Below are 23,137 nucleotides of genomic sequence, written 5' to 3'. Positions count from 1 at the left end.
ATGTCGGACGAGTGGGTGCGCAACGAGGTTTCGGGAAGTGTTGCCGGCCCGGTGACTCAGGTCGGCGCGGTGCACATCCACGCGGCGCCGGCACCTCCCGAGCCATTCGTCGACCTCGCCGTGCGGATCGCGAACTCGATCACCGACGACGAGATCAAGACGAAAACCCTGCTCCGCATCGCCGATGAGGTCTTCGAGACCGACGTAGAGCGCGCTGAGCAGGTCCTCGCACAGGCACCAGACTCCGCCGAGGCCGCAGAAGCCAAGGTGGTGATAGCCGTCCTGATCGCCTCTCGCGATCCCGAGCGCGCGAGCCGGATGGTCGAGCCGCTCCTGGACGAGCGCACCAGCGACATCTGGTTGTTGGCCGTGCTCGCCCTCGCGCTGTCCCGCACTTCTCCCGAGCGCACCGCTCTCCTCGTGCGCGACATCGACGAGCGGCAGGAATTCGACCTCGACGCCCTGGCCTGGCTCGCGGCCGCCCGCCACCCCGACAACCCGCAGGACTTCGCCCGCCTGGCCGACCTCGCCGAGCGCACCGCCCTGAAGATCGCCAAGGACGGCGCCCAGGATCGACCACTGCGCCGCATCGCGGACCAGGTGGCCGCCGTCGACCTGGACCGCGCCATCGCGATCCTCCGGAAGATCTCCGCCGGCTATTGGACATCGGACTACATCCTGTCCGCGGAGCTGAAGGACGTCACGAACCGCGACTACGCACTCGTGCTGTTCGATCACTACTTCCAGGCCCTCCGCGTCAGCGATGCCAAGCTGGACGCCAAGCGCAGGAATCTCGCCATCGCCGCTGCCGCCGTGGATCTGTACCGGGCCGAGGCCATCGCGGCCAGGATCACCGATCTCGGCCATCGGGTCGCCGCTCTCACCGCCATGGCCAAGGAGATCGCCACGACCAACCGAGGCCAGGCGCTGCAGTGGCTGGACGACGCGATGCGCGTCGCGGACTCCCACCGCGCCGGCAACGGCAACTCACCCGAGTCGTACAGGTTGCTCGGTGAGGTCGCTACCGCTTCCGCGAACCTGGATCCGGAGCTGAGCAGGCGAGCCGCTCGTCTCATCATCGATGCGACCTCGAAACAGCGCGCGCCGGACGACTGGTGCGTGTTCGCCGGCTTGCTGGCGGACGCCGACCCTGCCATGGCGGTGCAACTCGTGGACCAGGTACTCGCGCAGGGCAAGCGGTACGAATCCAGGGCCGAGGCTGTCCTCTTGCGAGCAGCCCGCTCGCTCTCCGACATCGATCCTGCCGCGGCCTTGAAGACACTCGACCGCGTCGTGATCCGGCCGGACGACGATTGGCGGCGCGTCGACGTCGTCGAGGTCCTGATCAAGATCGCCACCAACCTGGCGATCTGGGACCCCGCCGATGCGAAAGCCGTGCTGAACCGGGCGCAACGGGAGCTGCGCGCCGTCCGGCCGGACGCGTACCCGTACCAGGCATGGCAGGGCCTTGCCGCGGCGTTGGTCCGGCTCGACCCAGGCGTGCTGGAGCGGCTGGCCGCTCAGATGACAGGCAATGACGAAGTGCTCAGGGCGATGGCGCTCGGCGTGGTCAAAGCATGCGAGTCACGTACGGCATGATGCCGCCGTACCGCACCGGAGAAATCCGCACCACAGCACCGGAATGCGGCGCCTCCACCATCATCCCGCCGCCCAGGTACAACGCCACGTGCGTGCCGCCGCCCGGACCCCAGAAGATCATGTCGCCGGGCGCCATCTGCGAAAGCGGCACCTTGCGGCCGGAGTTGTACTGGTAGCCGCTGTAGTGCGGCAGGTACACGCCGGCACCCGCGAAGGCGTACATCATCAGGCCGGAGCAGTCGAAACCGATCTTGCGGAAGTCGCCGTACGAGTCGGCCACGCCACCGTCGCGCACGCCGTACGTCGGGCCGTTGTAGTTGCCGCCGCCCCATGCGTAGATGACGCCGCGCTGTGCCAGCGCGCGGTTGATGACGGTCTGCACGCGGTTGCCGGACGGGGCCGGAGCGGCGGCAGGGGCGGGACGACGAGGTGCCGGTGCGGCTGCGGCCGCGGCGGCTGCTGCTTCGGCGGCGGCACGGCGGGCGTTCTCTTCTTCTTCGCGCTTTTTCGCGTCGACCCAGTTGTCGTACTGCTGGCGTTGCGCTTCCAGTCCGTTGACCTGACCGCGCGCGGCGTTCAGCTCGCGTTCGACGGCGTCCTTGTCGGACTGGAGCTGCGTGGTCGCGCTGGCCTGCGCGGTGTGCGCGTCCACAGCGACCTGCTGGGCCTGTTCGGCGACCTTCTTGGCCTCGTCGGCGGCCGCCTGCTTGGCCTCGGCCTTGTTCAGCGCGGCGCGGGCTGCGGAGTCGAGGTTCGCGGCGGCGCCCTGGTCGCGAGTCACCTGGTCCAGCCGGTTCAGGCTGGACGACGACACGGCCTCGAGCATCTGGGCGCGGGCCAGCAGGTCCTCTGGCGACTTGGCGCCGATGTACGCGGAGAACGAGCCGACGGTGGTGCCCTGCGCGTACGAGGCCGCCGCGAACTCGTCCAGCTCGCGGCGGCTCTTTTCGACGGCCGCGGAAGCCGCGTCGGCCTCGACGCGCGCGGCGGAAGCCTCACGACGGGCGGCTTCGGCCTCCGAGATCGCGGTTTCCAGGTCCACGCGGGCCTTGTTGGCGAGCTCGCGTTTGTACGAGACCTCGTCCATCAGCTCCTGCAGGCGTGACTCAGCCTGCGTCAGCCGGCCCGTCAGCTCGCCCACGCGGGCCGCCTTCGCGTCTGCCTCTGCCCGCGACGCCGAGATCTCGGCGTCGCTCGGGTTCGGCGGAGGCGGCGGCACGGCGTTGGCCGTCCCCGTGAGGACAGCGGACATCAGCACCACCACGGCGGAGAATCGTGTCAACACCGGACATCACCTCCGACCGCATTAGACCAATCAGACTCATTCGGCGCATCCGGAACTAACGCACCGTCAGCCACACGTGTCACAGTGGAACACGCGCTGTGGTCCTTTTGGGACGATCGAAGTCCGGCGTGTCGCCGGGATGGCCTAGTGCCGGACTAGTTCACGCCGCGGTCCCTGCCCGCCCAGTACGGCTCGCGGAGCTTGAACTTCTGGATCTTGCCGGTCGCCGTGCGCGGGATCGAGTCGCGGAACTCGATCGACGTCGGCGCCTTGTACCCGGCGAGCCGCTCCTTGCAGTGCTTGATCAGCTCGGCCTCGGTGACGTCGTCGGAGGTCACGACCAACGCCTTGATCGTTTCACCCCACTTCTCGTGGGGCACGCCGATCACCGCGACCTCGGCGACGGCAGGGTGCGAGAACAGGCAGTCCTCGACCTCGATGGACGAGACGTTCTCGCCGCCGGTGATGATCACGTCCTTCTTGCGGTCCGAGATCGTCAGGTAGCCGTCGTCGTCGAAGTAGCCGCCGTCGCCGGTGCGGAACCAGCCGTCCTCGATGGCGTCCGCGGTCGACTCCGGGTTCTCCCAGTAGCCCTCCATGACCACGTTCGACCGTGCGAGCACCTCGCCGGTGTTGGAGATCTTCAACTGCGCGCCCAACGCCGGTGCGCCCGCCCGTGACTGCTTCTTCGCCTTTTCCTCGCCGGAAGGGCCGGGCTGGGCGCGGTTGAAGGTGAGCAGCGGTGCCGTCTCGGTGAGGCCGTAGATCTGCAGGAACTCCCACCCGAGCTCTTCGGTCACGCGCTGGATCGTGCGCGAGGGCGGCGGCGCACCGGCGCAGACGATCCGCACGCGGTCACGGCCGGGGATCTCGCCGTCCCACTCAGCGGCGGCGTCCAGCACGGCGTTCCACACGGCCGGTGCACCACACATCAGCGTCACGCCGTGGTCGCGCACACGGCGGAGGATCTCGGCGCCGTCCACCTTGCGCAGCACCACTTGCGGCACACCCAGGCCGGCCAGACCGAACGGCATGCCCCAGCCGTTGCAGTGGAACATCGGCAGGACGTGCATGTAGACGTCGCCCTCCCACGCACGTGTGTGCATGGCGAACGTGACGGCGTTCAGCCAGATGTTGCGGTGCGTCAGCTGCACGCCCTTAGGTCGCGCGGTGGTGCCGGACGTGTAGTTGATGGTCGCCGTCGCGTCCTCCGAGGGCGCGCTCCACGGCCGTGGGTCCACGTCGAACCGAAGCAGCGCCTCCGACTCCTCGCCCAGCGTGAACCGGTGCCGCGCCGTCACGTCGTCCAGCGACAGTTCCGGGTCGACGAACAGCGCCGACGCACCGCTGTGCTCGACGATGAACTTCACCTCGTCGGGCCGCAGGCGGAAGTTCACCGGCACGCAGATGCGCCCGCTGCCGGGCAACGCGTGCAGCAGCTCCAGCATCCGCGCCGAGTTGTGGCTGACGACGGCGACCCGCTCGCCCTCGCCGATGCCCAGAGCGTCGAACCCGGCCTGCCACGCGCGCACGCGGGTCGCCATCTCCGCGTACGTCGTCGTGTCGACCGGTTTGGCAGGCTGGTCGGGTTCGTCGATGGTCGCGGTCGTCGCCCCGAACGCGAACGACGCCCGGTCCAGGAAGTCCGTGGTGATCAGCGGTACGCGCATGGTCCGACCCTACGACCAGGTGCTCGGATCTCCCCAGGACGAGAATCGCCCTCCCCCGGATGGAGGAACGGAGCTGAGGTCGGGCAGCACCTCACCGACGGGTTCGTGCAGCACAACGGCCGCCAGCGAGTCGTACGGCGTCGGCTCGGCGTTGCAGATGATCACCTCGGCGCCCGCGCGGGCGGCCAGCGGCACGAGCCCCGAGGCGGGTTGTACCGAGAGCGACGTGCCGGCCACCAGCAGCACGTCGCAGTCCAGAGCGGCGAGCCGGGCACGGCGCAGGATCTCGGCGTCGAGCTCCTGCCCGAACGAGATCGTGGCGGACTTGAGGATTCCCCGGCAGCGCGGGCAGTCCGGCTCCTGCTCACCGCCGGCGACGCGCTTCAACGCGTCCCGCATCGGGCCCGTGGCACCACATCCGAGGCACACGGTCGCGTGCAACGTGCCGTGCAGCTCCAGCACGCGATGTGGATCGGAGCCGGCTTTCTGGTGCAGGCCGTCGATGTTCTGGGTGACGACGGTGCGCAACCGGCCGGATCGTTCCAGTTCCACCAACGCCTTGTGCGCCGCGTTGGGCTTGGCCGTCCACACGGGACTGTCCAGCCGCGTCCGCCAGGCGAGCCTGCGCAGTTCGGGATCGGCCAGATAGGCGTCCAGGGAGGCGAGCTTGCCCGCGTCGGCGTCGCGGGTCCACAGCCCGTCCGGTCCCCGGAAGTCCGGGATGCCCGAATCGGTGGAGACTCCAGCGCCCGTCAGCACCGTGATCCGGTGCGCGGACGCGACCAGCGCCCGTGCCGCTTTGCACGCGTCGGAGGGCATCGGTTCACACTAGCCCGGTGCGCAGTGCAGTGGGAGCCGCGATCGCGGCAGTGGGCCTCGTCACTTCCATCGCCGGGACTTTCCTTCCCTGGCTGAAATCCGGATCGACCACGAGGGACAGTTACGAAGTGCTTTCGCTGCGTGATCTCGCCGGGTTGGACGGGGTGGCGGGCAGCGTCGTGACGTCGATCTGGGTGGGTCTGACGCCCCTCGCCATGATCGCGGTGGCCCTGTTCGTGGTCCGATTTCGTCGGTTTGCCGCATGCGTTGGACTTCTCTTTGGCACGATCAGTGGAACCGTGGCGCTACTAGCCGCAGTCCAAGGGGATAGCAAGGGTGCATTGGTCGGAATCAGCATCGCCGGACCAGTGACGACTCTTGCCGGTGCCGTACTGACGATCGTGGGGGCGATCACGGTGCTCACCGCCAAAAGGCGCAGCGCAGTGATACTTCCAGGAGGGAATCCGTGAGCTACCCAGGTGGTGGCGGCGGCCAGTGGCAGCCGCAGAACAACCCGTACGGGCAGCAGCAGCCCCAGCAGGGCGGCTACCCGCAGCAACAGGGCGGCTACCAGCAGGGCGGGCCGCAGGGTTACCCGCAGCAGCAGCCGGGTGGCTACCCGCAGCAGGGCGGTTACCCGCAGACCGGACCGCAGGGCTTCCCCCAGCAGGGCTACCCGCAGACCGGGCCCCAGGGCTTTCCGCAGCAGGGCTTCGAGCAGCAGCCGTTCGGCTACGCCCCGATGGGCGGCGAGCCGCCGAAGAAGAAGCGCACCGGCCTGGTCATCACGGCCGTGGTCGCCGTGCTGCTCCTCATCGGCGGCGGTGTCACGTTCTTCGCGCTGAAGAAGTCCGACCCGGCGGCGAACGCGGGCCAGGACACCCCGGCCGTCGCGGCGAAGAACCTCATCGAGCAGCTCGGCAGCGGTGACGTCGTCGGCATCATGGCGTCGCTGGCACCGGCCGAGGCCGCGTTGTCGAAGGACTACATGGACTCGATGACGAAGGAGATGAAGCGTCTCGAGATCCTGAAGCCCGAGGCCGACCCGAACAAGATGTCGGGCGTCGAGTTCAAGAGCGAGAACATCAAGTTCGACGAGGCCAAGGCCGAGAAGATCAACGACCACCTCACCATCAACAAGCTGGTCGAGGGCAAGATCACGGTCACCTCGGACATCTCGAAGGTCCCGCTGACCGACAAGCTGATGGACGCGATCGGCGACAAGGTCAGCCTCACCAAGTCCGAGACGAAGACCTGGGACATCACCGCCGAGGTCCAGAAGCGCGGCACCCCGATCGGCATCGCGTCGATCAAGGTCGGCGACAAGTGGTACCCGAGCGCCTTCTACACGATCGCCAACGTCGGTCTGGAGGAGGAGAAGCTCAAGTGGCCGCAGCAGGGCTTCGCGCCGCAGGGTGCGGGCTCCGCGGAGGACGCGGCGAAGGAGCTGGTCAACGCCGCGCTGGACGGTGACCTGAAGAAGGTCATCTCGCTGCTGCCGCCGGACGAGGCCGGTGTGCTGCAGGACCTCGGGCCGCTGCTGCTGGAGCAGGCGGGCACGGTCAAGCCGACCGGCGCCAAGCTGAACGCGCTGGAGACCGACGTCAAGGACGTCACCGGCGGCAAGCAGGTCACGGTCAAGAAGCTGTCGGTGACCGCCGAGGGCGAGACCGTCACGATCACTCGCGACGGTGACTGCTACGCCGCCGACGTGCCCGGCCAGGGTTCGCAGAAGCTCTGCGCGGACGACATCACGCAGCTCCTGCAGCAGCAGGGCAAGAGCAAGATCCCGACCGCCGCGGTCGAGGTCATCGGCCGGGTGGCGGCGTCGGTCATGAAGACCGGTGTCGGCGTGGTGTCCACCGAGGTCGACGGCAAGTGGTACGTGAGCCCCATCCGCTCCTACTACGAGCTGGCGCTGACGGTGTTCCGCGGCTTCGAGCCCAAGGACGTCGACGCGCTGATCGAGCTGCTCAAGAAGTAGTTTTCGCACGTCACACGGCCCTGTCATCGCGCAACAGCGCGGTGACAGGGCCGTGGCAGTTCACGGGCCGACTCTCTGGGTCATGGACACTCAGGTTCTGATCATCGGCGCCGGCCCGACCGGCCTCACCCTGGCACTCGACCTCTCCCGCCGCGGCGTCCCGTTTCGCATCGTCGACGCCTCGCCCGCTCCGTTCGCCGGCTCGCGCGGCAAGGGCCTGCAGCCGCGCAGCATGGAGGTCTTCCACGACCTGGGCGTCATCGAGCCCGTCCTGGCGTCCGGCCGGCTCGACATGACCATGCGCGCCTACAACGGCCGCGAGGTGGTGAAGGAGTGGGACGTCCACGAGGGCCGCCACCCCACGGCCGAGCGCCCGTACGCGCGCACCATGCTCATCCCGCAGTTCCGGGTCGAACAGATTCTGCGGGACGCGCTGCCCGCCGGGACCATCGAGTACGGCACGCCGCTGACGTCGTTCTTCCAGGACGACGACGGCATCACCGCGGTTGTCGGCTCGGAGACCGTGCGGGTGAAGTACCTGGTCGGCTGCGACGGCGGGAAGTCGTTCGTGCGCAAGCATCTCGGCGTGCAGTTCATCGGCGAGACACGCGAAGACATGCGGATGCTCGTCGGCGACGTCCGGGTCTCCGGGCTGGACCGCGACCACTGGCACAGCTGGGGAGGCCGCGCCGACCAGTGGCTCGCCCTGTGCCCGTTGCCCGGCACCGACCTCTTCCAGTTCCAGGCGACCGGCGCCGGCGAACCCTCTTTCGAGCTGTACCAGCAGATCATCCGCGAACGCACCGGCCTGGACGACGTCGTGCTGCACGACGCGACGTGGATGTCGTTGTACCGCACCAACATCCGCATGGTCGACAGGTTCCGGGTGGGCCGGGTGTTCCTCGCGGGCGACGCGGCGCACGTGCACTCCCCCGCTGGCGCGCAGGGCATGAACACCGGCATCCAGGACGCCTACAACCTGGGCTGGAAGCTCGCGATGGAGACGTTGCTCGACACCTACGAGTCCGAACGCAAGCCCGTCGCGGAGTGGCTGCTCGGGATGACGACCCAGATCATGATGTCCGGCAACCCGTTCGAACGCCGCGGTGACGAGACGCTGCAGCTCTCGTTGTCGTACCGGACCGAGGACGGGCCGGGGCTGCGGGCGGGTGACCGGATGCCCGACGGGCTCACCGACCAGGGCCGCGTGTTCGACCTGCTGCGCGGACCCGACTTCGTGACGCTGGACTTCCCCGACGGCCCGGTGCTGGTCCGCCCGGACGGCTACGTCGCCGCGATCGGCCGGTCAGCGATCGACGCCTACTTCGGCGCGAATCCGGTCACGCAACTGCACCACCATCGGGTCGCTGCTCGGACCGCCGCGTAGCCTCTCCGCCTCGTCCAGGGCGTTCCCGGCGCTCACCGGGTCGCCCTGGGCGAGCAGCCAGTCCGCGTACCACTCCAGCACCATCGCGCGGGCGGGCCCGTCCGCGCTTTCCTTGACGGTGTCGAGCGCTTTCTCGTGCTCCTCGCCCGCCTGGTGCAGCCGTCCGAGGCGGGTCAGCGCCAGCCCGAGTCCGGCGTGGACGGTCGCCTTGAACTGGCTCGCCGGCGAACCCTCCGTGCCGGTGAGGGCCTGCTGGTAGAGCTGGACGGCTTCCTCGAAGTCGCCGTGGAAGTACGCCACCTCGCCGTAGGCCTGCGCGATCCGCGCCCGGTCCAGTTCGAGCTGCGGCGGCGGCACCAGCTCCAGGTCGGCACGGGCCCCGGCCAGATCTCCCAGCCTGAGCTTGATCCGCGCGGTCTGCATCAGCACCGACATCGGCACCAGCACGGTATCCGGCTCGCCCAGTTCGGCGGCCACCTGCCTGGCCTCGGAGACGGCCTGGAACCCCTCGGCGAACGCACCCCGGTTCATCAGCACCATGACCAGGCACGACAGCCCGAACACCACGGCCCACCGATCGCCCACCGCCCGGAACCGCTCCAGTGCCTCCCTATATGCCGCCTCCGCTCGCGGCGCCGCGCCGTCGCTGAACTCGCCCGCCACCACGCCCCGGATGAGCGCCGAGAAGGCCCGCATCCACTCGTCCGGCGACTGCTCCAGCCGATCCGCGAGCTGTGTGAGCCGAAGACCCAGCTCGGCCTCACCCCACACCGTCCCGCTGGTCAGCATCAACGCGCACAACGCCGTGGGCACGTCCTCCTGCCAGAGCCGTTCGACCGCGGCGAGGGCGTCCGACGTACCGAGCGAGGCCAGCACCTGCGACAACGGGTCGTCCGGCGTGAGCGGCGCCCACCGGCGGATCTCCTCGAACCGCTTGGTCATCACCAGCCAGTGCCACGTACGGGCGGCCATCATCCGGCGAGCGAGCCCGACATCGTTCCTGATCGCCCACGCCTGCGCCGCGTCGAGGTTGGCCCGTTCCGCGTCGAAAACTCTCAGTGCTTCCAACTGCCGCGGCCCACGCAACAACGGTTCGTTCTGCTCGGCCAACGCCACGTAGTAGGCCGCGTGCCTGGCGGGATCGGCCTCGTTCTGCTCCAACGCGTACTCACGCACGGTCTCCAGCAGCCGGTACCGCTCCCCCACCCGCACGACCAGCGACTTCTCGACCAACGCGGCCAGCAGGTCCTCGGTGTCCCAGAGATCCTGGCCTGGCCGGGGATCCTGATCTTGTCGGGGGTCCTGAGTACGTTGAAACGCAGGGGTTCCCAGCAAGGGGGTACCCCTGCGCGAGCCTGCCCCGCACACGGAATGCACGGCCGCGGCCGTCGCCCCGCCCACGAAAACGGCCAGCCGCGCCAGCAGCACCCGCTCGGCGTCGTCCAGCAGCTCCCAGCTCCAGTCGATCACCGCCCGCAGCGTCCGATGCCGCAGCGGCCCGGTCCGCGCGCCCCGGTCCAGCAGCCGCAACCGGCTGTCCACCCGCGCCTCGAGCTGCGCCGCCGACAACGACCGCGCCCGCGCCGCCGCCAGTTCGACCGCGAGCGGAATCCCGTCCAGCGCAGCACAAACCCGCCGCACCACGGCACCGTCGAACGCCACGCCGACCCGCGCGGCGAACAACCGCACCGCGTGATCCAGGTCCAGCGGCGCCACCGGGAACACGACCTCGCCGGGAATCCCCAACGGCTCCCGCGAGGTGGCCAGCACGGACGCAGAGGGCGCCGAAGCCAGCAACTGCTCGCACAAAGAAGCCGCGGCCGACACCACGTGCTCGCAGTTGTCCAGCACCACCAACGACGACCCCAACCGCGAGAACACCGGCGTCGCCAGCGGATTCGGCCCCAGCGCGGCATCCAGAACGGCCAGCGGATCAGCGGCGGAGTCCAGCTCGACGAACCACGCCTCCGGCACCGCGGCCGCACAGGTCAGCGCCAGCCGGGTCTTCCCCACCCCGCCGAATCCGGTCAGCGTCACCAACCGGTTGTCCCGCAACAACTCGGCCAACCGGGCCAGATCCGCGTCCCGTCCGACGAACGACCCCACCGCCGCCGGCAGGTTCCCGCGAACCGAACGCTCCCGCAACACCGTCACATGCGCGGAAGCCAAGGCCTCGCCGGGATCCACGCCCAGCTCGTCGGCCAGCGCACCCCGGACCCGTTCGAAAACGCCCAACGCGTCCGACCGGCGACCAGCCGCGTGCAGGGCCAGCATCAGCCGCGCCTGCACGTCCTCCCGCAACGGATGCGCGGAAGCCAAAGCCTCCAGCCCGGCCAGGTCGTCGCGCAACAACGCCAGCCGCACCGCCTCGTCCACCGCGAACGGCGCGTCCTCGAACGCCGCCCCGCGCCACAACGCCGCGCTGCGCGTCCGCGAGAACTCCTCGACGTCGGTCGACGCCTCCAGCCGGTACCCCAACGCGTGCGACGACACCACCGACGCACCCAGCGTCCGTCGCAGCCGCGACACCAGCGACTGCAGGGAAGCAGGCCCGTCGACAGGTGGTTCGTCAGCCCACAGATCCGCGATCAACCGCTCGGCGGCGACCACCCGGCCGGGTTCCATCGCCAGCCGGATCAGCAACCACCGCAGCCGTTTCCCGCGCACCTCGACCGACGCGCCGTCGACGAGGACCTGAAGCGGCCCGAGAACGTTGACACGCATCAGGCCCGCCGCACGCCCACCACGACAGCGGCCGCCACCAGCGCGACCCCGAACATCCCGGCCCACAGCACGGACAGCGAGAACTGGTTGTGCCCCAACGCGTCCAGCACCCATCCGAGCGGAGTACCCCGCCCGAGCGGATACGTCAGCACCACAACCGAGAACACCGCGAGCACCGTCCGGCCGATGGAGTCGAACACCGGCCGCGCGAACATCAATCCCACACCGACGCCCAGCAACGCAACAACAGTATGCGCGACGAGTCCGACAAAAAATTCGCCGACCGTGTACGGGTGCGGGTTGGTGACCACCGGCCACACCGCCGCCAGCAACGCCATCGCCAGCGCGATCGTCACCGCGACCAGAGCAGCCGCCGTCAGCACCCGCGACCACCCACCGGCCGACACCACGGTGATCTCGCGCCGCACGACGTCCTCGGAAGTCGCCACCACCACAGCCATCCACGCCGTGATCGGGTAGAGCAACGCCGAAGAACCCGAATAAGCCTCCAACGGCTGCCCGGCATCGCTGGAGAACAACATCCCCATCACGCCGAGGAACACCAGCAGGGGCGCCAAATACCGTTGCCCCCGAAAGACATCAGCCGCGAGGTACCGCACCAGGGAGATCACCGCACGCTCCGCACCGAACATCCGAGCCGCAACGCCTCTGCCAGCACATGGTCACTCCGGTCCGGCGCCACCACCACCCGAGCCGACGACCCGCGCGACAACACGGACCGCACGCCGTCCAACGCCTCCAAGGCGTCCAGCCCCACCACCCGGCTGAGCTCGATCGTCACGTGCCCACCGGCGAGATCCACCCGAGTCGCCGACGCCAGATGCCCCTCGTGATCGGACACCAGCGCCGTCCGTCCCTCCAGCAACGACACCAGCTCGTCCGACGCCGTGGGGTCGAGCCCGGTCCACGGCTCGTCGAGCACCAGCACGTCGGTAGCCAGAAACGCCTGCGCCAGCGCGACCTTCTGCGCGTTGCCCTTGGACAGCTCCGACATCGGCGCCGTCATCGACCCGACGAACCCCAGCCGCTCCAGCACGTCGTTGGCGGCAGCACGCCGAATCCGGCCCATGTGCGCCAAGTAGGACGAAGCAGACATCTTGACGTCAGACGGAAACCGCTCCGGCACATAACCGACCGACGCGGGCCGGACCACGCGCCCGGAGGAGGGCTTGAGCACCCCGGCGGCGATCTTGAGCAGCGTCGACTTGCCGGTGCCGTTGGCGCCGGTCAGCACGGTCAATCCGGTGACTTCCAGCGTGAGGTCGCGCAGCACCCAGGGCCCGCGCCCGTAACGCTTGGAAACCTGATCGAGGAGCACCACGCCAAGATAGCCACGCGCGGCCCAACGCGGCGTAAAGCGCGCACAGCCCCCGGCCCCGGTCCTCGCCGGCGCCGAGGAGCAAGATGACCGCTCATGACACTGGCACCGCTCGCCACAGCCTGCATCTGGCTCGGCATGGTCGTGGCGATCTCGATCGAGGCGCCGCTGAAGTTCCGCGCGCCCGGCATCACGCTGCCGCTGGGTCTCGGCATCGGCCGGCTGGTGTTCCGCGCCCTGAACGCGGCGGAGATCGTGCTTGCCGCCGCCACCGCGGTCACGTTCGCCCTCGCCCCACGCCCGCTCGCGGCCACGATTCTGCTCATCGCGCTCGCGCTCACCCTGGCCGTCCAGGTGACAGCGCTGCGGCCCCGGCTGGAAGCCAGGGCCGCGACCATCATCTCGGGCGAAACCCCGCCCAAGTCGAGCACGCACCTCGTCTACATCGCCCTCGAAGGCTTCAAGGTGCTGATGCTGATCACGTTCGCGGTCATCCTGCTGAGCTGATCAACTCGGCCAGCTCGGCAGGCCGCGACAGGAACGGCGAGTGCGACCCCGGCAGTTCCAGCGCACCACGCGCCCGCAGCCGTTCCGCGAACACCGGCGGGAAGATCACGTCGTCCGAGCACACGATCGACGTGGTCGGCACCGTCTGCCAGGCCGCCGCCGTCACCGGCTCCTCGAACACCCTCGCGCTCTGCGGCCGCAACCGCCCGGCAGCCCACGAAGCCAGCTCGTCCGGCACGTCGGCGAACAGGAACTCCCGCGGCAACGCGTCCAGCATCTTCGTCCCCGGCTCGTACGCCAACCAGGCAAGATCAGCTGCAACCAGCAGCGAGAGTCCGCCGTCCTGTCGGGAGAGTCCGAGCTGTGAACCCGCTCGAGCACGTCCTGTCGACGTTGAGCGTGAACTGGGCCGTCGCGACGCCTCTGCACGCGTGCGGGCGGTGGGCGCTGCACTTCGCCGGGTGGCTGGACCTGCGGGTGGAGGTGGTCGTCCAGTGTCCTGAGTCGCAAGTTCGCAGCCAGTCATCCCGTCTGGCTGGGTGGCATCTGCAAGTACCGCCAACTCTTGATCAAATCGCCTGTAACTACACCCAACAAGCAGGTCCGCGGTCCGTGACCGCCGGAGCACGCCGGTCGGTTGGGTGTAGTTACACGCCCGATGATCTTGAGTTGGTGGTACTTGCACACGCCACAGGCTGACCGTGAACCAGCGACTCAGGACACCAGGGCCGCGTGCACGTCACGGTCGGGAACGAGAGCTTCTGGGCCGAGCAGGGCGACTGCTACGTCGTCGCCGGGCGGCGGCCGTACCGCATCGCCGCGGATCCGGACACGCCGTCGGTGTTCGCGGCAACGGTCTACGACGACGAGAACGGCACGCCCCGCGACACGGCGTACGTCGGCGAGGGTCACGACACGACGCTGCTCGGCGCGGGCTTCACCTGCGAACAGGAAACCGCGCGGCTGCTCGAGGTCCTGCCGCCGGTCATCCACGTCCGGGCCCACACCGGCACGGCCGAGGCGACCATCGAGCTCATCAGGACCGAGATCGACGGCGGCAAGATGATCCTCGACCGCCTCTCCCAGGTGTTGCTGCTCCAGGTCCTGCGCGACCACGCGCTCACCCCCGAGTCGCACCCCCAGCTCGGGCCGGCACTCAAGGCGTTGCACGACAACCTCCAGCACCCGTGGACGGTCAGCGAGCTGGCCTGCACGGCCGCGATGTCGCGGTCCACGTTCTTCCTGCGGTTCAAGGAGACCGTGGGCATGACACCGCTCGACTACCTGCTCCGCCTGCGCATGCACGAGGCCACCCGCAGGCTCCGGGACACCACCGGCACGGTCGCCTCGATCGCCACCGCGGTCGGCTACCGGACCGACAGCGCGTTCAGCGCCGCGTTCAAGAGGTTCACGGGCAGGTCACCGGGCGAGTACCGGGCCGATCAGTGACTTAGGGCAACCTTGCTTGAAGCGGCTTACAGGACAAGCGTACTGTTTGGGGTCGAGGGGCAGCGGTCAACCGCTTGAGGAAGACTCTCCCCGTACCCCGAACTGACCACCGCGCTGTCACCAGATGGAGTTGCACGTGACTGCACCAGCTAGCAAGGACAGCTTCGGCGCCCGCGGCACGCTCAACGTCGGCGACGCCTCGTACGAGGTGTTCCGGCTGAGCGCCGTGGAGGGCGCCGAGCGTCTGCCGTTCAGCCTGAAGATCCTGCTGGAGAACCTGCTGCGGACCGAGGACGGCGCGAACATCACCGCCGACCACGTGCGCGCTCTCGCTTCCTGGGACCCGGCCGCCGAGCCGAACACCGAGATCCAGTTCACGCCTGCCCGCGTCGTGATGCAGGACTTCACCGGTGTGCCCTGCGTCGTCGACCTCGCCACCATGCGCGAGGCCGTGACCCAGCTGGGCGGCGACGCCGAGAAGGTGAACCCGCTCGCTCCCGCCGAGCTCGTGATCGACCACTCGGTCATCGCCGACATCTTCGGCCGGCCGGACGCGTTCGAGCTGAACGTCGACCTGGAGTACCAGCGCAACAAGGAGCGCTACCAGTTCCTGCGCTGGGGCCAGACCGCGTTCGACGAGTTCAAGGTCGTCCCGCCCGGCACCGGCATCGTGCACCAGGTCAACATCGAGCACCTGGCCCGCGTCGTCATGGTCCGCAACGGCCAGGCGTACCCGGACACGCTGGTGGGCACCGACTCGCACACCACGATGGTCAACGGCATCGGCGTGCTGGGCTGGGGCGTCGGCGGCATCGAGGCCGAGGCCGCGATGCTCGGCCAGCCGGTCTCCATGCTGATCCCGCGCGTGGTGGGCTTCAAGCTCTCCGGTGAGCTGCCCCCCGGCGCCACCGCCACCGACCTGGTGCTCACGATCACCGAGATGCTGCGCAAGCAGGGCGTCGTCGGCAAGTTCGTCGAGTTCTACGGCGAGGGCGTCGGCGCGGTGCCGCTGGCGAACCGCGCCACGATCGGCAACATGTCGCCGGAGTTCGGCTCCACGGTCGGCATCTTCCCGATCGACGGCGAGACCATCGACTACCTGCGCCTGACCGGCCGGTCCGAGGAGCAGATCGCGCTCGTCGAGGCCTACGCCAAGGAACAGGGCCTCTGGCACGACCCGTCCCGCGAGGCCGTGTACTCCGAGACGCTGGAGCTCGACCTGGCGACGGTCGTCCCGTCCATCGCCGGCCCGAAGCGCCCGCAGGACCGCATCGAGCTGACCAACGCCAAGGAGTCGTTCCGCCAGGCTCTGGGCGCCTACGTCGCGCACACCGAGTCCGCGGAGCTGTCCGGTGTGGACGAGGCCGTCGACGAGTCCTTCCCCGCGAGCGACCCCGCGGCCATCCACGAGGGCCAGAACGGCTCCGGCGCGCCGAAGGTGTTCCAGTCCGCCGCCGAGGGTGCCACCGGCCGCGTGTCGAACCCGATCAAGGTCACCCTCGACGGGGCCGAGTTCGAGCTCGACCACGGCGCCGTCGCGATCGCCGCGATCACGTCGTGCACCAACACCTCGAACCCGTCCGTGATGCTGGGCGCCGCCCTGCTGGCCAAGAAGGCAGTCGAGCGCGGCCTCGAGCGCAAGCCGTGGGTCAAGACGACCCTCGCGCCGGGCTCGAAGGTCGTCATGGACTACTACGAGCGCGCCGGCCTCATGCCGTACCTGGAGAAGCTCGGCTTCCACCTGGTCGGCTACGGCTGCACCACCTGCATCGGCAACTCGGGCCCGCTGCAGGACGAGATCTCGGCGGGCGTGCAGGAAGGCGACCTCGCGGTCGTCTCGGTGCTGTCCGGCAACCGCAACTTCGAGGGCCGGATCAACCCGGACATCAAGATGAACTACCTCGCGTCGCCGCCGCTCGTCGTGGCGTACGCGCTGGCCGGTTCGATGGACAAGGACATCACCACCGAGCCGCTCGCGTTCGACCCGGACGGCAAGCCGGTGTACCTCTCCGAGATCTGGCCGACCCCGGCCGAGATCGCCGAGGTCATCTCGACCTCGATCTCCGCGGAGGGCTTCACCAAGGGCTACAAGAACGTGTTCTCCGGCGACGAGCGCTGGCAGTCGCTGCCCACGCCGACCGGCAACACGTTCGAGTGGGACGCCGAGTCCACCTACGTGCGCAAGCCCCCGTACTTCGAGGGCATGGAGATGGAGCCGAAGCCGGTCACCGACATCTCGGGTGCCCGCGTGCTGGCGCTGCTGGGCGACTCGGTCACCACCGACCACATCTCCCCCGCCGGTTCGATCAAGGCCGACTCGCCCGCGGGCAAGTACCTGACCGAGCACGGCGTGGAGCGCAAGGACTTCAACTCCTACGGCTCCCGCCGCGGCAACCACGAGGTGATGATCCGCGGCACGTTCGCGAACATCCGCCTGCGCAACCTGCTGCTCGACGACGTCCAGGGCGGCTTCACCCGCAACTTCCTGGCCGACGACGCCCCGCAGACGACGATCTACGACGCCTCGGTCGCCTACGCGGAGGCCGGCGTCCCGCTGGTCGTCCTCGCGGGCAAGGAGTACGGCTCGGGTTCGTCGCGCGACTGGGCGGCCAAGGGCACCTCGCTGCTCGGCGTCCGCGCCGTCATCGCCGAGTCCTACGAGCGCATCCACCGCTCGAACCTGATCGGCATGGGCGTCATGCCGCTGCAGTACCCGGCCGGTGAGAACGCCGCGTCGCTGGGCCTGGACGGCACCGAGACGTTCGACTTCACCGGCGTCACGGAGCTGAACAACGGCACCACGCCGTCGACGGTCCACGTGACCGCCACGAAGGCCGACGGCTCCAAGGTCGAGTTCGACGCGGTCGTCCGCATCGACACGCCCGGTGAGGCCGACTACTACCGCAACGGCGGCATCATGCAGTACGTGCTGCGCAAGATGGTCCGCAGCTAGTCAGTTCCAACGACGAGGGCCGCTCACCGCTCAGGTGAGCGGCCCTCGTCGCGTTCCAGGGCTTCCAGCAAGGTCCGGACGCGCACGGCGTCGGAGAGGCGGCGCTGAGCCTCGTACAGCTCCAGCGCCCGCTGCCAGGCGATCCGCGCTTCCTCGTCCCTGCCGAGCGCGCGCTCGGAGCGTGCGATGCTTTCATACGTGCCGGCCACACCGTGGCTGAAGCCGTGCGCGCTCAACTGCTCGGCGGCCTGCCGGTAGAACCGCAGTGCCAGCTCGTGATCACCCTCGCCGGCGGCGATGTCGCCGAGCGGCTCGAGACCCGCGTCGGTGCTGCGGGAGTCGGGGGCGAGGTCGCGGTTGATCGCCATCGCCGCCTCGGCGTGGACGCGGGCGTCGTCGAGCCGGCCGAGACTCACCTCGAGGACCGCGACGGTACCCAGCAAAGTCACCTGCTGGGCAGGCATGCCCAGTGCTTCGAACAGAGCGAGGGAACGGCGAGCGTGCGCCAGCGCCTCGCCGTCCGCGCCCCCGCGCAGCTGCGCCGCCCTGGTGAGCAGGTAGTGCGTCTGCGCCTGACCGAGCACGTCCGCGGACTTCTCGGCCAGTTCCAGCGCCGTCTCCAAGTGCGCTCTTCCCTCGGCGTGATCTCCGAGATGAATGCACGCGTTGCCGAGCAGGCGCCGAGCGTGGACCCGGATGACCGGATCACCCAGGCGCTCCGCCGCGGCGAGACCGGCCAGCCAGGCCTGGTGGGTCTCCGGGAAATGGCCCCGCATCTGGTGAAACGTGTCCATCACCCACGCCAGCCGCCAGACGACCTGGTCGGTCGCGACACGCTGAATCGCGAGCAGGTTGCCGTGCTCCTCGGCGAACCACGTCAGTGCCTCGTCCGGGTCCGTGATCGTCAGCGGGCCGCTGCCCGGCACCGGGTCTCCGATCTCGATCACCGGACGCGCCGGGTTGAGCGACCGGTGCGCGGTGAAGCCGGTGTGGAGGTAGAAGCCCGCCAGCCGCCGCAGCGGCACCTCCTCGTCGGACTCGGCCAACTCTCCCGCGTAAAGCCGGATGAGGTCGTGCATGCGGTAGCGGTCCGTCTGGTGCTGCTGAACGAGGTGCAGGTGCTCCAGTTCGCCGAGCAACACGGCGGCCTCGTCCCGCGCGACCCCGAGCAGCGCGGCCGCACCAGGAACGCCGATGTCCGGGCCCGGGACGCGGCCCATGAGCCGGAACAGCCGCGCCGCCGGAGGCGTCACCACCTGATAGGAGCAGGACAACGCCGAACGCACGTCGGCATGGCTCTCCCCGCTGTTCAACGTCTCCAGCCGCCGCTCCCGCAGTTTCCGGGCGAAGTCGGCGAGGCTGGCGTTCGGGCGCAACGCGAGCTGGGCGGCCACCACGCTGAGCGCTAGCGGCAGACCACCGCAGCTGTCCAGGACGTCGTCCAATGCCAGCGGTTCCGCCTCACCGACCCGTGCCACCAGCAACCGCCGGGCAGCGGCCGGATCCAGGACGTCTACCGCGACCGGCTCGGCGCCATGAGCGCTGATCAGCCCGGTGAGGTGCCGCCGGCTGGTCACCAGGACGGTGCACGCGGACCCACCCGGCAACAGCGGCACGACCTGCTCCGAGGACGCCGCGTTGTCCAGGACGATCAGCATTCTGCGTTGCGCCACAAGACTCTGGTACAGGCCGTACCGCGCCTGCCTGCCGCCGGGCAGCGGTGTCACCCCGAGCGCGCCGAGGAAGCAGCACACCGCGGTGTCCGGCGACATCCGTTCGGTGCTCGGGTCGAACCCGCGCAGGTTCACGTACAGCTGCCCGTCCGGGAACTCCTCGGCGTGCTGCTCCGCCCAGCGCCAGGCGAGCCAGGTCTTGCCGACCCCACCGGCGCCGGTGATCAGAACCAGGTCTGCCGCCCGAATCCGCCCGAGTTCCGTCTCCCGTCCCGTGAACCGCCCTCGCACCACCGGTACCTGGTGCGGCACCAGCCGCGAGCCGCCGCCCGCATGCACGTCACCGTGCATCGTGCCGATCTGGACCACGTCCCTCATCGAGGACGAGTTCGCCTCGTTGCGCATCAGCCCACGGTAGTGGTTTGTGCGCGAATGATGTTCTGGTAACGGTGAACTGTCACCCCGCGATGCCAAGGCATCCTGATCACCGCGGGAGACCCTCATGAGCTTGACCGTGCTCGGCGACCTGAACTGGTTGGCCGTCATCGTGGCCACAATCGCGTACTTCGCGTTAGGTGCGTTGTGGTACGCCGAATTCGCCTTCGGCAAGGCCTGGCAACGGGCCGCCGGCTGGGACCTCAACCCACCGGAGAACGCGGGTGCCGGCATCTACGCCGTCCCGCTCGTCACCTGCTTCGCCGCCACCCTCGCCACCGCCATGATCGGAGCCGCGTCCGGGACGGACAACATCATGGAAGGCATCCTGCTCGGCCTGGTGGTCGGCGTCGGCATCGCGCTTCCGGTCATGTTCGTGACCGGCACCTATGACATGACGAAGCCCGCGCCCATGACCTTCGCGGTCATCGGCGCGGGCTACCACATCGTCGGACTCGCCCTCGCGGGAGCGATCCTGGGTCAGTGGGTCTAGTGGTGCGCTGCCTTGTGCAGCTCACGCAGGGCACGCACGGACGAGACGGCGTAATCGCGGTCCACGGCCTGCACGGCCATGACCGAGATGTACTCGTCCTCCGGCAGCTCCAGGCGGGCCCACGCGGCGCCGTCCGGGAAGCTCACCGAGAGCACGTCGTTCCACTCGAAGTGGTGCGACGTCACGACGTTGCGCACGTCGACACCTGAGGCATCGGCGGTGACGCGCGGGCGGGTCAGCAGCAGCACGCCGCCCGCCAGCAGGAAGCCCAGGACGATCATCGCGACCTGGTCGGAGGTCCGGAAGATCACTCCGGTCGGGGTGTTGCCCAGCAGCAGCCCGACGACGGTGAACACGGCGACCAGGCCGATCGCGCACGCCCACGCGACCCGGCGGATCTTCTTGGGGCGCAACACGATCGCGTTCGCTTCCGCGGTCATCACTCGAAACCTCGCTCGGTCCACGGCTGACGCAGGCCGCGCAGCACCAGTGCCGTGTCGATCGCGGCGACGGTCGCCTCGTAACCCTTGTCCTCCACCGAGTCCGGCAGACCGGCGCGCGCCAGTGCCTGCTCCTCGGTGTTCACCGTCAGCACGCCGTTGCCGACCGGCGTCGACTCGTCGAGCGCAACGCGCGTGAGCCCGTCGGTCACCGAGTCGCACACGTACTCGAAGTGCGGGGTGCCACCGCGGATCACCACGCCCAGCGCGACGACGGCGTCGTGGTGGCGCGCGAGTTCCTGCACCACAACGGGAAGCTCGATCGCCCCCGCCACACGCACGACGGTCGTGTCGACGCAGCCCGCGTCCTGCGCCGCCTTGAGCGCGCGGTCGAGGAGCTGGTCGGTGATCTTGCTGTTCCAGCGCGTCGCGGCGATCGCGACGCTCAGGCCCTTGCCGTCGAGCGGGGTCTGTTCTGGACGGCCCTCGCCGCTCATTCCTGGTCCTCCGTAGCGGAAACGACGGTCTCGTACTGCTCCAGCTGGTGCAGTTCGTGACCCATCCGGTCGCGCTTGGTGCGCAGGTACCGCAGGTTCTCCGGGTTCGGGGAGATCGGCAGCGGCACCCGGTCCAGCACCCGGAGACCGTAGCCAGCCTCGAGGCCCACGCGTTTCGCGGGGTTGTTCGTCAGCAGCCGCATGGACTTGATGCCGAGGTCCACCAGGATCTGCGCGCCGGTGCCGTAGTCGCGCGCGTCGGCGGGCAGGCCCTGCGCCAGGTTCGCGTCCACGGTGTCCGCGCCCTGGTCCTGCAGCTGGTAGGCCTGCAGCTTGTGCATCAGGCCGATGCCGCGACCCTCGTGGCCGCGCATGTACAGCACGACGCCACGTCCTTGTGCCGCAACGGCTTCCATCGCCGCGTCGAGCTGGGGGCCGCAGTCACAGCGCAACGAGCCGAGCACGTCACCGGTGAGGCATTCGGAGTGCACGCGCACCAGCACGTCCTCGCCGTCGCCGATCTCGCCGTACACCAGCGCGACGTGCTCGATGCCGTCGAGCAGGCTGTCGTAGCCAACGGCGGTGAACACGCCGTGCGCGGTCGGGATCCGTGCCTCCGCGACGCGTTCGACCTGGGTCTCGACCCGGCGGCGATACGCGATCAAGTCGGCGATCGTGATGATCGCGAGGTCGTGGTCCGCGGCGAACACTTCCAGCTCGTCGCGGCGGGCCATGTCGCCCTCGTCCTTCTGCGACACGATCTCGCAGAGCACACCCGCCGGCGACAACCCGGCCAGGCGCGCCAGGTCGATGGCGGCCTCGGTGTGACCAGGACGGCGCAGCACGCCACCGGCCTTGGCGCGCAACGGCACGACGTGGCCGGGACGGTTGAAGTCGCTGGCCTTCGAGGTCGGGTCGGCGAGCAGCCTGATCGTGCGGGCGCGGTCCGCGGCCGAGATACCGGTGCTGACGCCCTCACGCGCGTCCACCGTGACCGTGTACGCGGTGCCGCGCACGTCCTGGTTCGTGTGGAACATCGGCGGCAGGTCGAGGCGGTCGCAGTCGGACTCGGTGAGCGGCACGCAGATGTAGCCGGACGTGTAGCGCACCATGAACGCGAGCAGTTCCGGCGTCGCCTTCTCGGCGGCGAAGATCAGGTCGCCCTCGTTCTCGCGGTCCTCGTCATCGACCACGACGACGGGCCGCCCGGCGGCGATGTCCTTGATCGCCCGCTCGATCTCAGCGAAGTCGGTGCTCACTGGGCCTCCTCGCCCGCGATGGCCCGCAGGTGCGGGATCGCCAGTCGTTCAACGTACTTGGCCAGCACGTCGACCTCCAGGTTCACCACGGAGCCCGGCATGCGGTGCCCCAGGGTGGTGAGGTCGAGCGTGGTCGGGATCAGGCTCACGGAGAACTGGTCCTCGGACACGCTCACGACCGTCAGCGAGACGCCGTCGACCGTGATCGAGCCCTTCTCCACGACATAACGCGCGAGGGTCGGAGGCAGTCCGATGTGGACGATCTCCCAGTGCTCGGCCTTCTCCCGCGCGAGGATCAGGCCGGTGCCGTCGACGTGGCCCTGCACGATGTGGCCGCCGAGGCGCTGGCCGACCGCGGCCGCGCGCTCCAGGTTGACCTTGTCGCCCTCCGCGATCTTCGCGAGGCTGCTGCGCACGAGGGTCTCGCGCATCACGTCAGCGGTGAAGGTGTTGTTCTCGACCTCCACGACGGTGAGGCAGACGCCGTTCACCGCGATGGAGTCGCCGTGCTTGGCGTCGCTGGTCACGACGGGCCCGGCGATGCGGATCCGTGCCGCGTCCGGCAGGTCCTGCGTCGCGACCACGTGGCCGAGTTCCTCGACGATCCCGGTGAACACCGCTCCT

Annotated in this window: 20 protein-coding genes; 8 read left to right on the top strand and 12 right to left on the bottom strand. The window is 69.2% G+C overall.

What is annotated here, in order from left to right:
- Positions 1-1,599, top strand: a complete 1,599-nt coding sequence (locus ACWGE0_RS16885; RefSeq protein ID WP_452261796.1) for a hypothetical protein — start codon at positions 1-3, stop codon at positions 1,597-1,599.
- On the opposite strand, the gene ACWGE0_RS16880 is transcribed toward ACWGE0_RS16885, so the two are convergent.
- The 3 genes from ACWGE0_RS16880 to ACWGE0_RS16870 form a co-directional block, all read right to left on the bottom strand.
- On the bottom strand, positions 1,571-2,884 hold the full coding sequence (locus tag ACWGE0_RS16880) for an NlpC/P60 family protein (protein ID WP_452261795.1): 1,314 nt from the start codon (positions 2,882-2,884) through the stop codon (positions 1,571-1,573). The genes ACWGE0_RS16885 and ACWGE0_RS16880 overlap by 29 nt on opposite strands.
- 155 nt (positions 2,885-3,039) lie before the next feature.
- Entirely contained in the window at positions 3,040-4,554 is a 1,515-nt protein-coding gene (locus ACWGE0_RS16875; protein WP_452261794.1) for a class I adenylate-forming enzyme family protein, read from the bottom strand.
- Positions 4,555-4,563: 9 nt separating this feature from the next.
- The gene (locus ACWGE0_RS16870; protein WP_452261793.1) at positions 4,564-5,373 is read right to left on the bottom strand and encodes an SIR2 family NAD-dependent protein deacylase; all 810 of its coding nucleotides are present in this window, start codon (positions 5,371-5,373) and stop codon (positions 4,564-4,566) included.
- 17 nt (positions 5,374-5,390) lie between these two features.
- Here ACWGE0_RS16870 and ACWGE0_RS16865 point away from each other — a divergent pair, with 17 nt between their 5' ends.
- The 3 genes from ACWGE0_RS16865 (at position 5,391) to ACWGE0_RS16855 (ending at position 8,744) form a co-directional block, all read left to right on the top strand.
- Positions 5,391-5,843, top strand: coding sequence for a hypothetical protein (locus ACWGE0_RS16865; protein WP_319966571.1), 453 nt, complete (start codon positions 5,391-5,393; stop codon positions 5,841-5,843).
- Positions 5,840-7,357, top strand: coding sequence for a flagellar basal body protein FliL (locus tag ACWGE0_RS16860; RefSeq protein WP_452261792.1), 1,518 nt, complete (start codon positions 5,840-5,842; stop codon positions 7,355-7,357). Before ACWGE0_RS16865 ends, ACWGE0_RS16860 begins: the two co-directional genes overlap by 4 nt.
- 82 nt (positions 7,358-7,439) lie before the next feature.
- Positions 7,440-8,744: an FAD-dependent monooxygenase gene (locus ACWGE0_RS16855; protein ID WP_452261791.1), complete on the top strand. Its 1,305-nt coding sequence runs from the start codon at positions 7,440-7,442 to the stop codon at positions 8,742-8,744.
- Here ACWGE0_RS16855 and ACWGE0_RS16850 read toward each other — a convergent pair.
- The 3 genes from ACWGE0_RS16850 to ACWGE0_RS16840 are packed head-to-tail and all read right to left on the bottom strand — an operon-like array spanning position 8,664 to position 12,807.
- Positions 8,664-11,468, bottom strand: coding sequence for a BTAD domain-containing putative transcriptional regulator (locus ACWGE0_RS16850; RefSeq protein WP_452261790.1), 2,805 nt, complete (start codon positions 11,466-11,468; stop codon positions 8,664-8,666). The two genes, ACWGE0_RS16855 and ACWGE0_RS16850, sit on opposite strands and share 81 nt — an antisense overlap.
- A complete protein-coding gene (locus tag ACWGE0_RS16845) occupies positions 11,468-12,100 on the bottom strand; it encodes a hypothetical protein (RefSeq protein WP_452261789.1) in 633 nt (210 codons plus the stop codon). Before ACWGE0_RS16845 ends, ACWGE0_RS16850 begins: the two co-directional genes overlap by 1 nt.
- A complete protein-coding gene (locus ACWGE0_RS16840) occupies positions 12,097-12,807 on the bottom strand; it encodes an ATP-binding cassette domain-containing protein (RefSeq protein WP_452261788.1) in 711 nt (236 codons plus the stop codon). The genes ACWGE0_RS16845 and ACWGE0_RS16840 overlap by 4 nt, the downstream gene beginning before the upstream one ends.
- Before the next feature lie 96 nt (positions 12,808-12,903).
- Here ACWGE0_RS16840 and ACWGE0_RS16835 point away from each other — a divergent pair, with 96 nt between their 5' ends.
- Positions 12,904-13,314, top strand: a complete 411-nt coding sequence (locus ACWGE0_RS16835) for a hypothetical protein (RefSeq protein WP_452261787.1) — start codon at positions 12,904-12,906, stop codon at positions 13,312-13,314.
- Here ACWGE0_RS16835 and ACWGE0_RS16830 read toward each other — a convergent pair.
- Positions 13,298-13,840, bottom strand: coding sequence for an alpha/beta fold hydrolase (locus tag ACWGE0_RS16830; RefSeq protein ID WP_452261786.1), 543 nt, complete (start codon positions 13,838-13,840; stop codon positions 13,298-13,300). The genes ACWGE0_RS16835 and ACWGE0_RS16830 overlap by 17 nt on opposite strands.
- A gap of 206 nt (positions 13,841-14,046) precedes the next feature.
- On the opposite strand from ACWGE0_RS16830, the gene ACWGE0_RS16825 reads away from it, so the two are divergent.
- Both ACWGE0_RS16825 and ACWGE0_RS16820 read left to right on the top strand, forming a co-directional pair.
- Positions 14,047-14,763 (top strand): helix-turn-helix domain-containing protein, encoded by a 717-nt coding sequence (locus ACWGE0_RS16825; RefSeq protein WP_452261785.1) that lies wholly within the window; start codon positions 14,047-14,049, stop codon positions 14,761-14,763.
- A 136-nt stretch (positions 14,764-14,899) separates the two neighbouring features.
- The gene (locus ACWGE0_RS16820; protein ID WP_452261784.1) at positions 14,900-17,716 is read left to right on the top strand and encodes an aconitate hydratase; all 2,817 of its coding nucleotides are present in this window, start codon (positions 14,900-14,902) and stop codon (positions 17,714-17,716) included.
- 23 nt (positions 17,717-17,739) lie between these two features.
- On the opposite strand, the gene ACWGE0_RS16815 is transcribed toward ACWGE0_RS16820, so the two are convergent.
- Complete coding sequence (locus ACWGE0_RS16815) at positions 17,740-19,794, bottom strand: ATP-binding protein (RefSeq protein ID WP_452261783.1); 2,055 nt, start codon at positions 19,792-19,794, stop codon at positions 17,740-17,742.
- A 97-nt stretch (positions 19,795-19,891) separates the two neighbouring features.
- On the opposite strand from ACWGE0_RS16815, the gene ACWGE0_RS16810 reads away from it, so the two are divergent.
- The gene (locus ACWGE0_RS16810; RefSeq protein WP_452261782.1) at positions 19,892-20,317 is read left to right on the top strand and encodes a DUF1761 domain-containing protein; all 426 of its coding nucleotides are present in this window, start codon (positions 19,892-19,894) and stop codon (positions 20,315-20,317) included.
- Here the strand turns inward: ACWGE0_RS16810 and ACWGE0_RS16805 are convergent.
- The 4 genes from ACWGE0_RS16805 to ACWGE0_RS16790 are packed head-to-tail and all read right to left on the bottom strand — an operon-like array spanning position 20,314 to position 23,130.
- Positions 20,314-20,757 (bottom strand): PH domain-containing protein, encoded by a 444-nt coding sequence (locus ACWGE0_RS16805; protein ID WP_452261781.1) that lies wholly within the window; start codon positions 20,755-20,757, stop codon positions 20,314-20,316. The two genes, ACWGE0_RS16810 and ACWGE0_RS16805, sit on opposite strands and share 4 nt — an antisense overlap.
- Positions 20,757-21,254 (bottom strand): 6,7-dimethyl-8-ribityllumazine synthase, encoded by a 498-nt coding sequence (gene ribH / locus ACWGE0_RS16800; RefSeq protein ID WP_452261780.1) that lies wholly within the window; start codon positions 21,252-21,254, stop codon positions 20,757-20,759. The genes ACWGE0_RS16805 and ribH overlap by 1 nt, the downstream gene beginning before the upstream one ends.
- Positions 21,251-22,513 (bottom strand): bifunctional 3,4-dihydroxy-2-butanone-4-phosphate synthase/GTP cyclohydrolase II, encoded by a 1,263-nt coding sequence (locus tag ACWGE0_RS16795; protein ID WP_452261779.1) that lies wholly within the window; start codon positions 22,511-22,513, stop codon positions 21,251-21,253. The genes ribH and ACWGE0_RS16795 overlap by 4 nt, the downstream gene beginning before the upstream one ends.
- Entirely contained in the window at positions 22,510-23,130 is a 621-nt protein-coding gene (locus tag ACWGE0_RS16790; protein ID WP_452261778.1) for a riboflavin synthase, read from the bottom strand. The genes ACWGE0_RS16795 and ACWGE0_RS16790 overlap by 4 nt, the downstream gene beginning before the upstream one ends.
- Positions 23,131-23,137 lie beyond the last annotated feature (7 nt).

It is taken from the genome of Lentzea sp. NPDC054927, from assembly GCF_053610285.1.
Note: the sequence above shows the minus strand (reverse complement) of the source record. Positions and strands in the feature narration are given on the sequence as shown.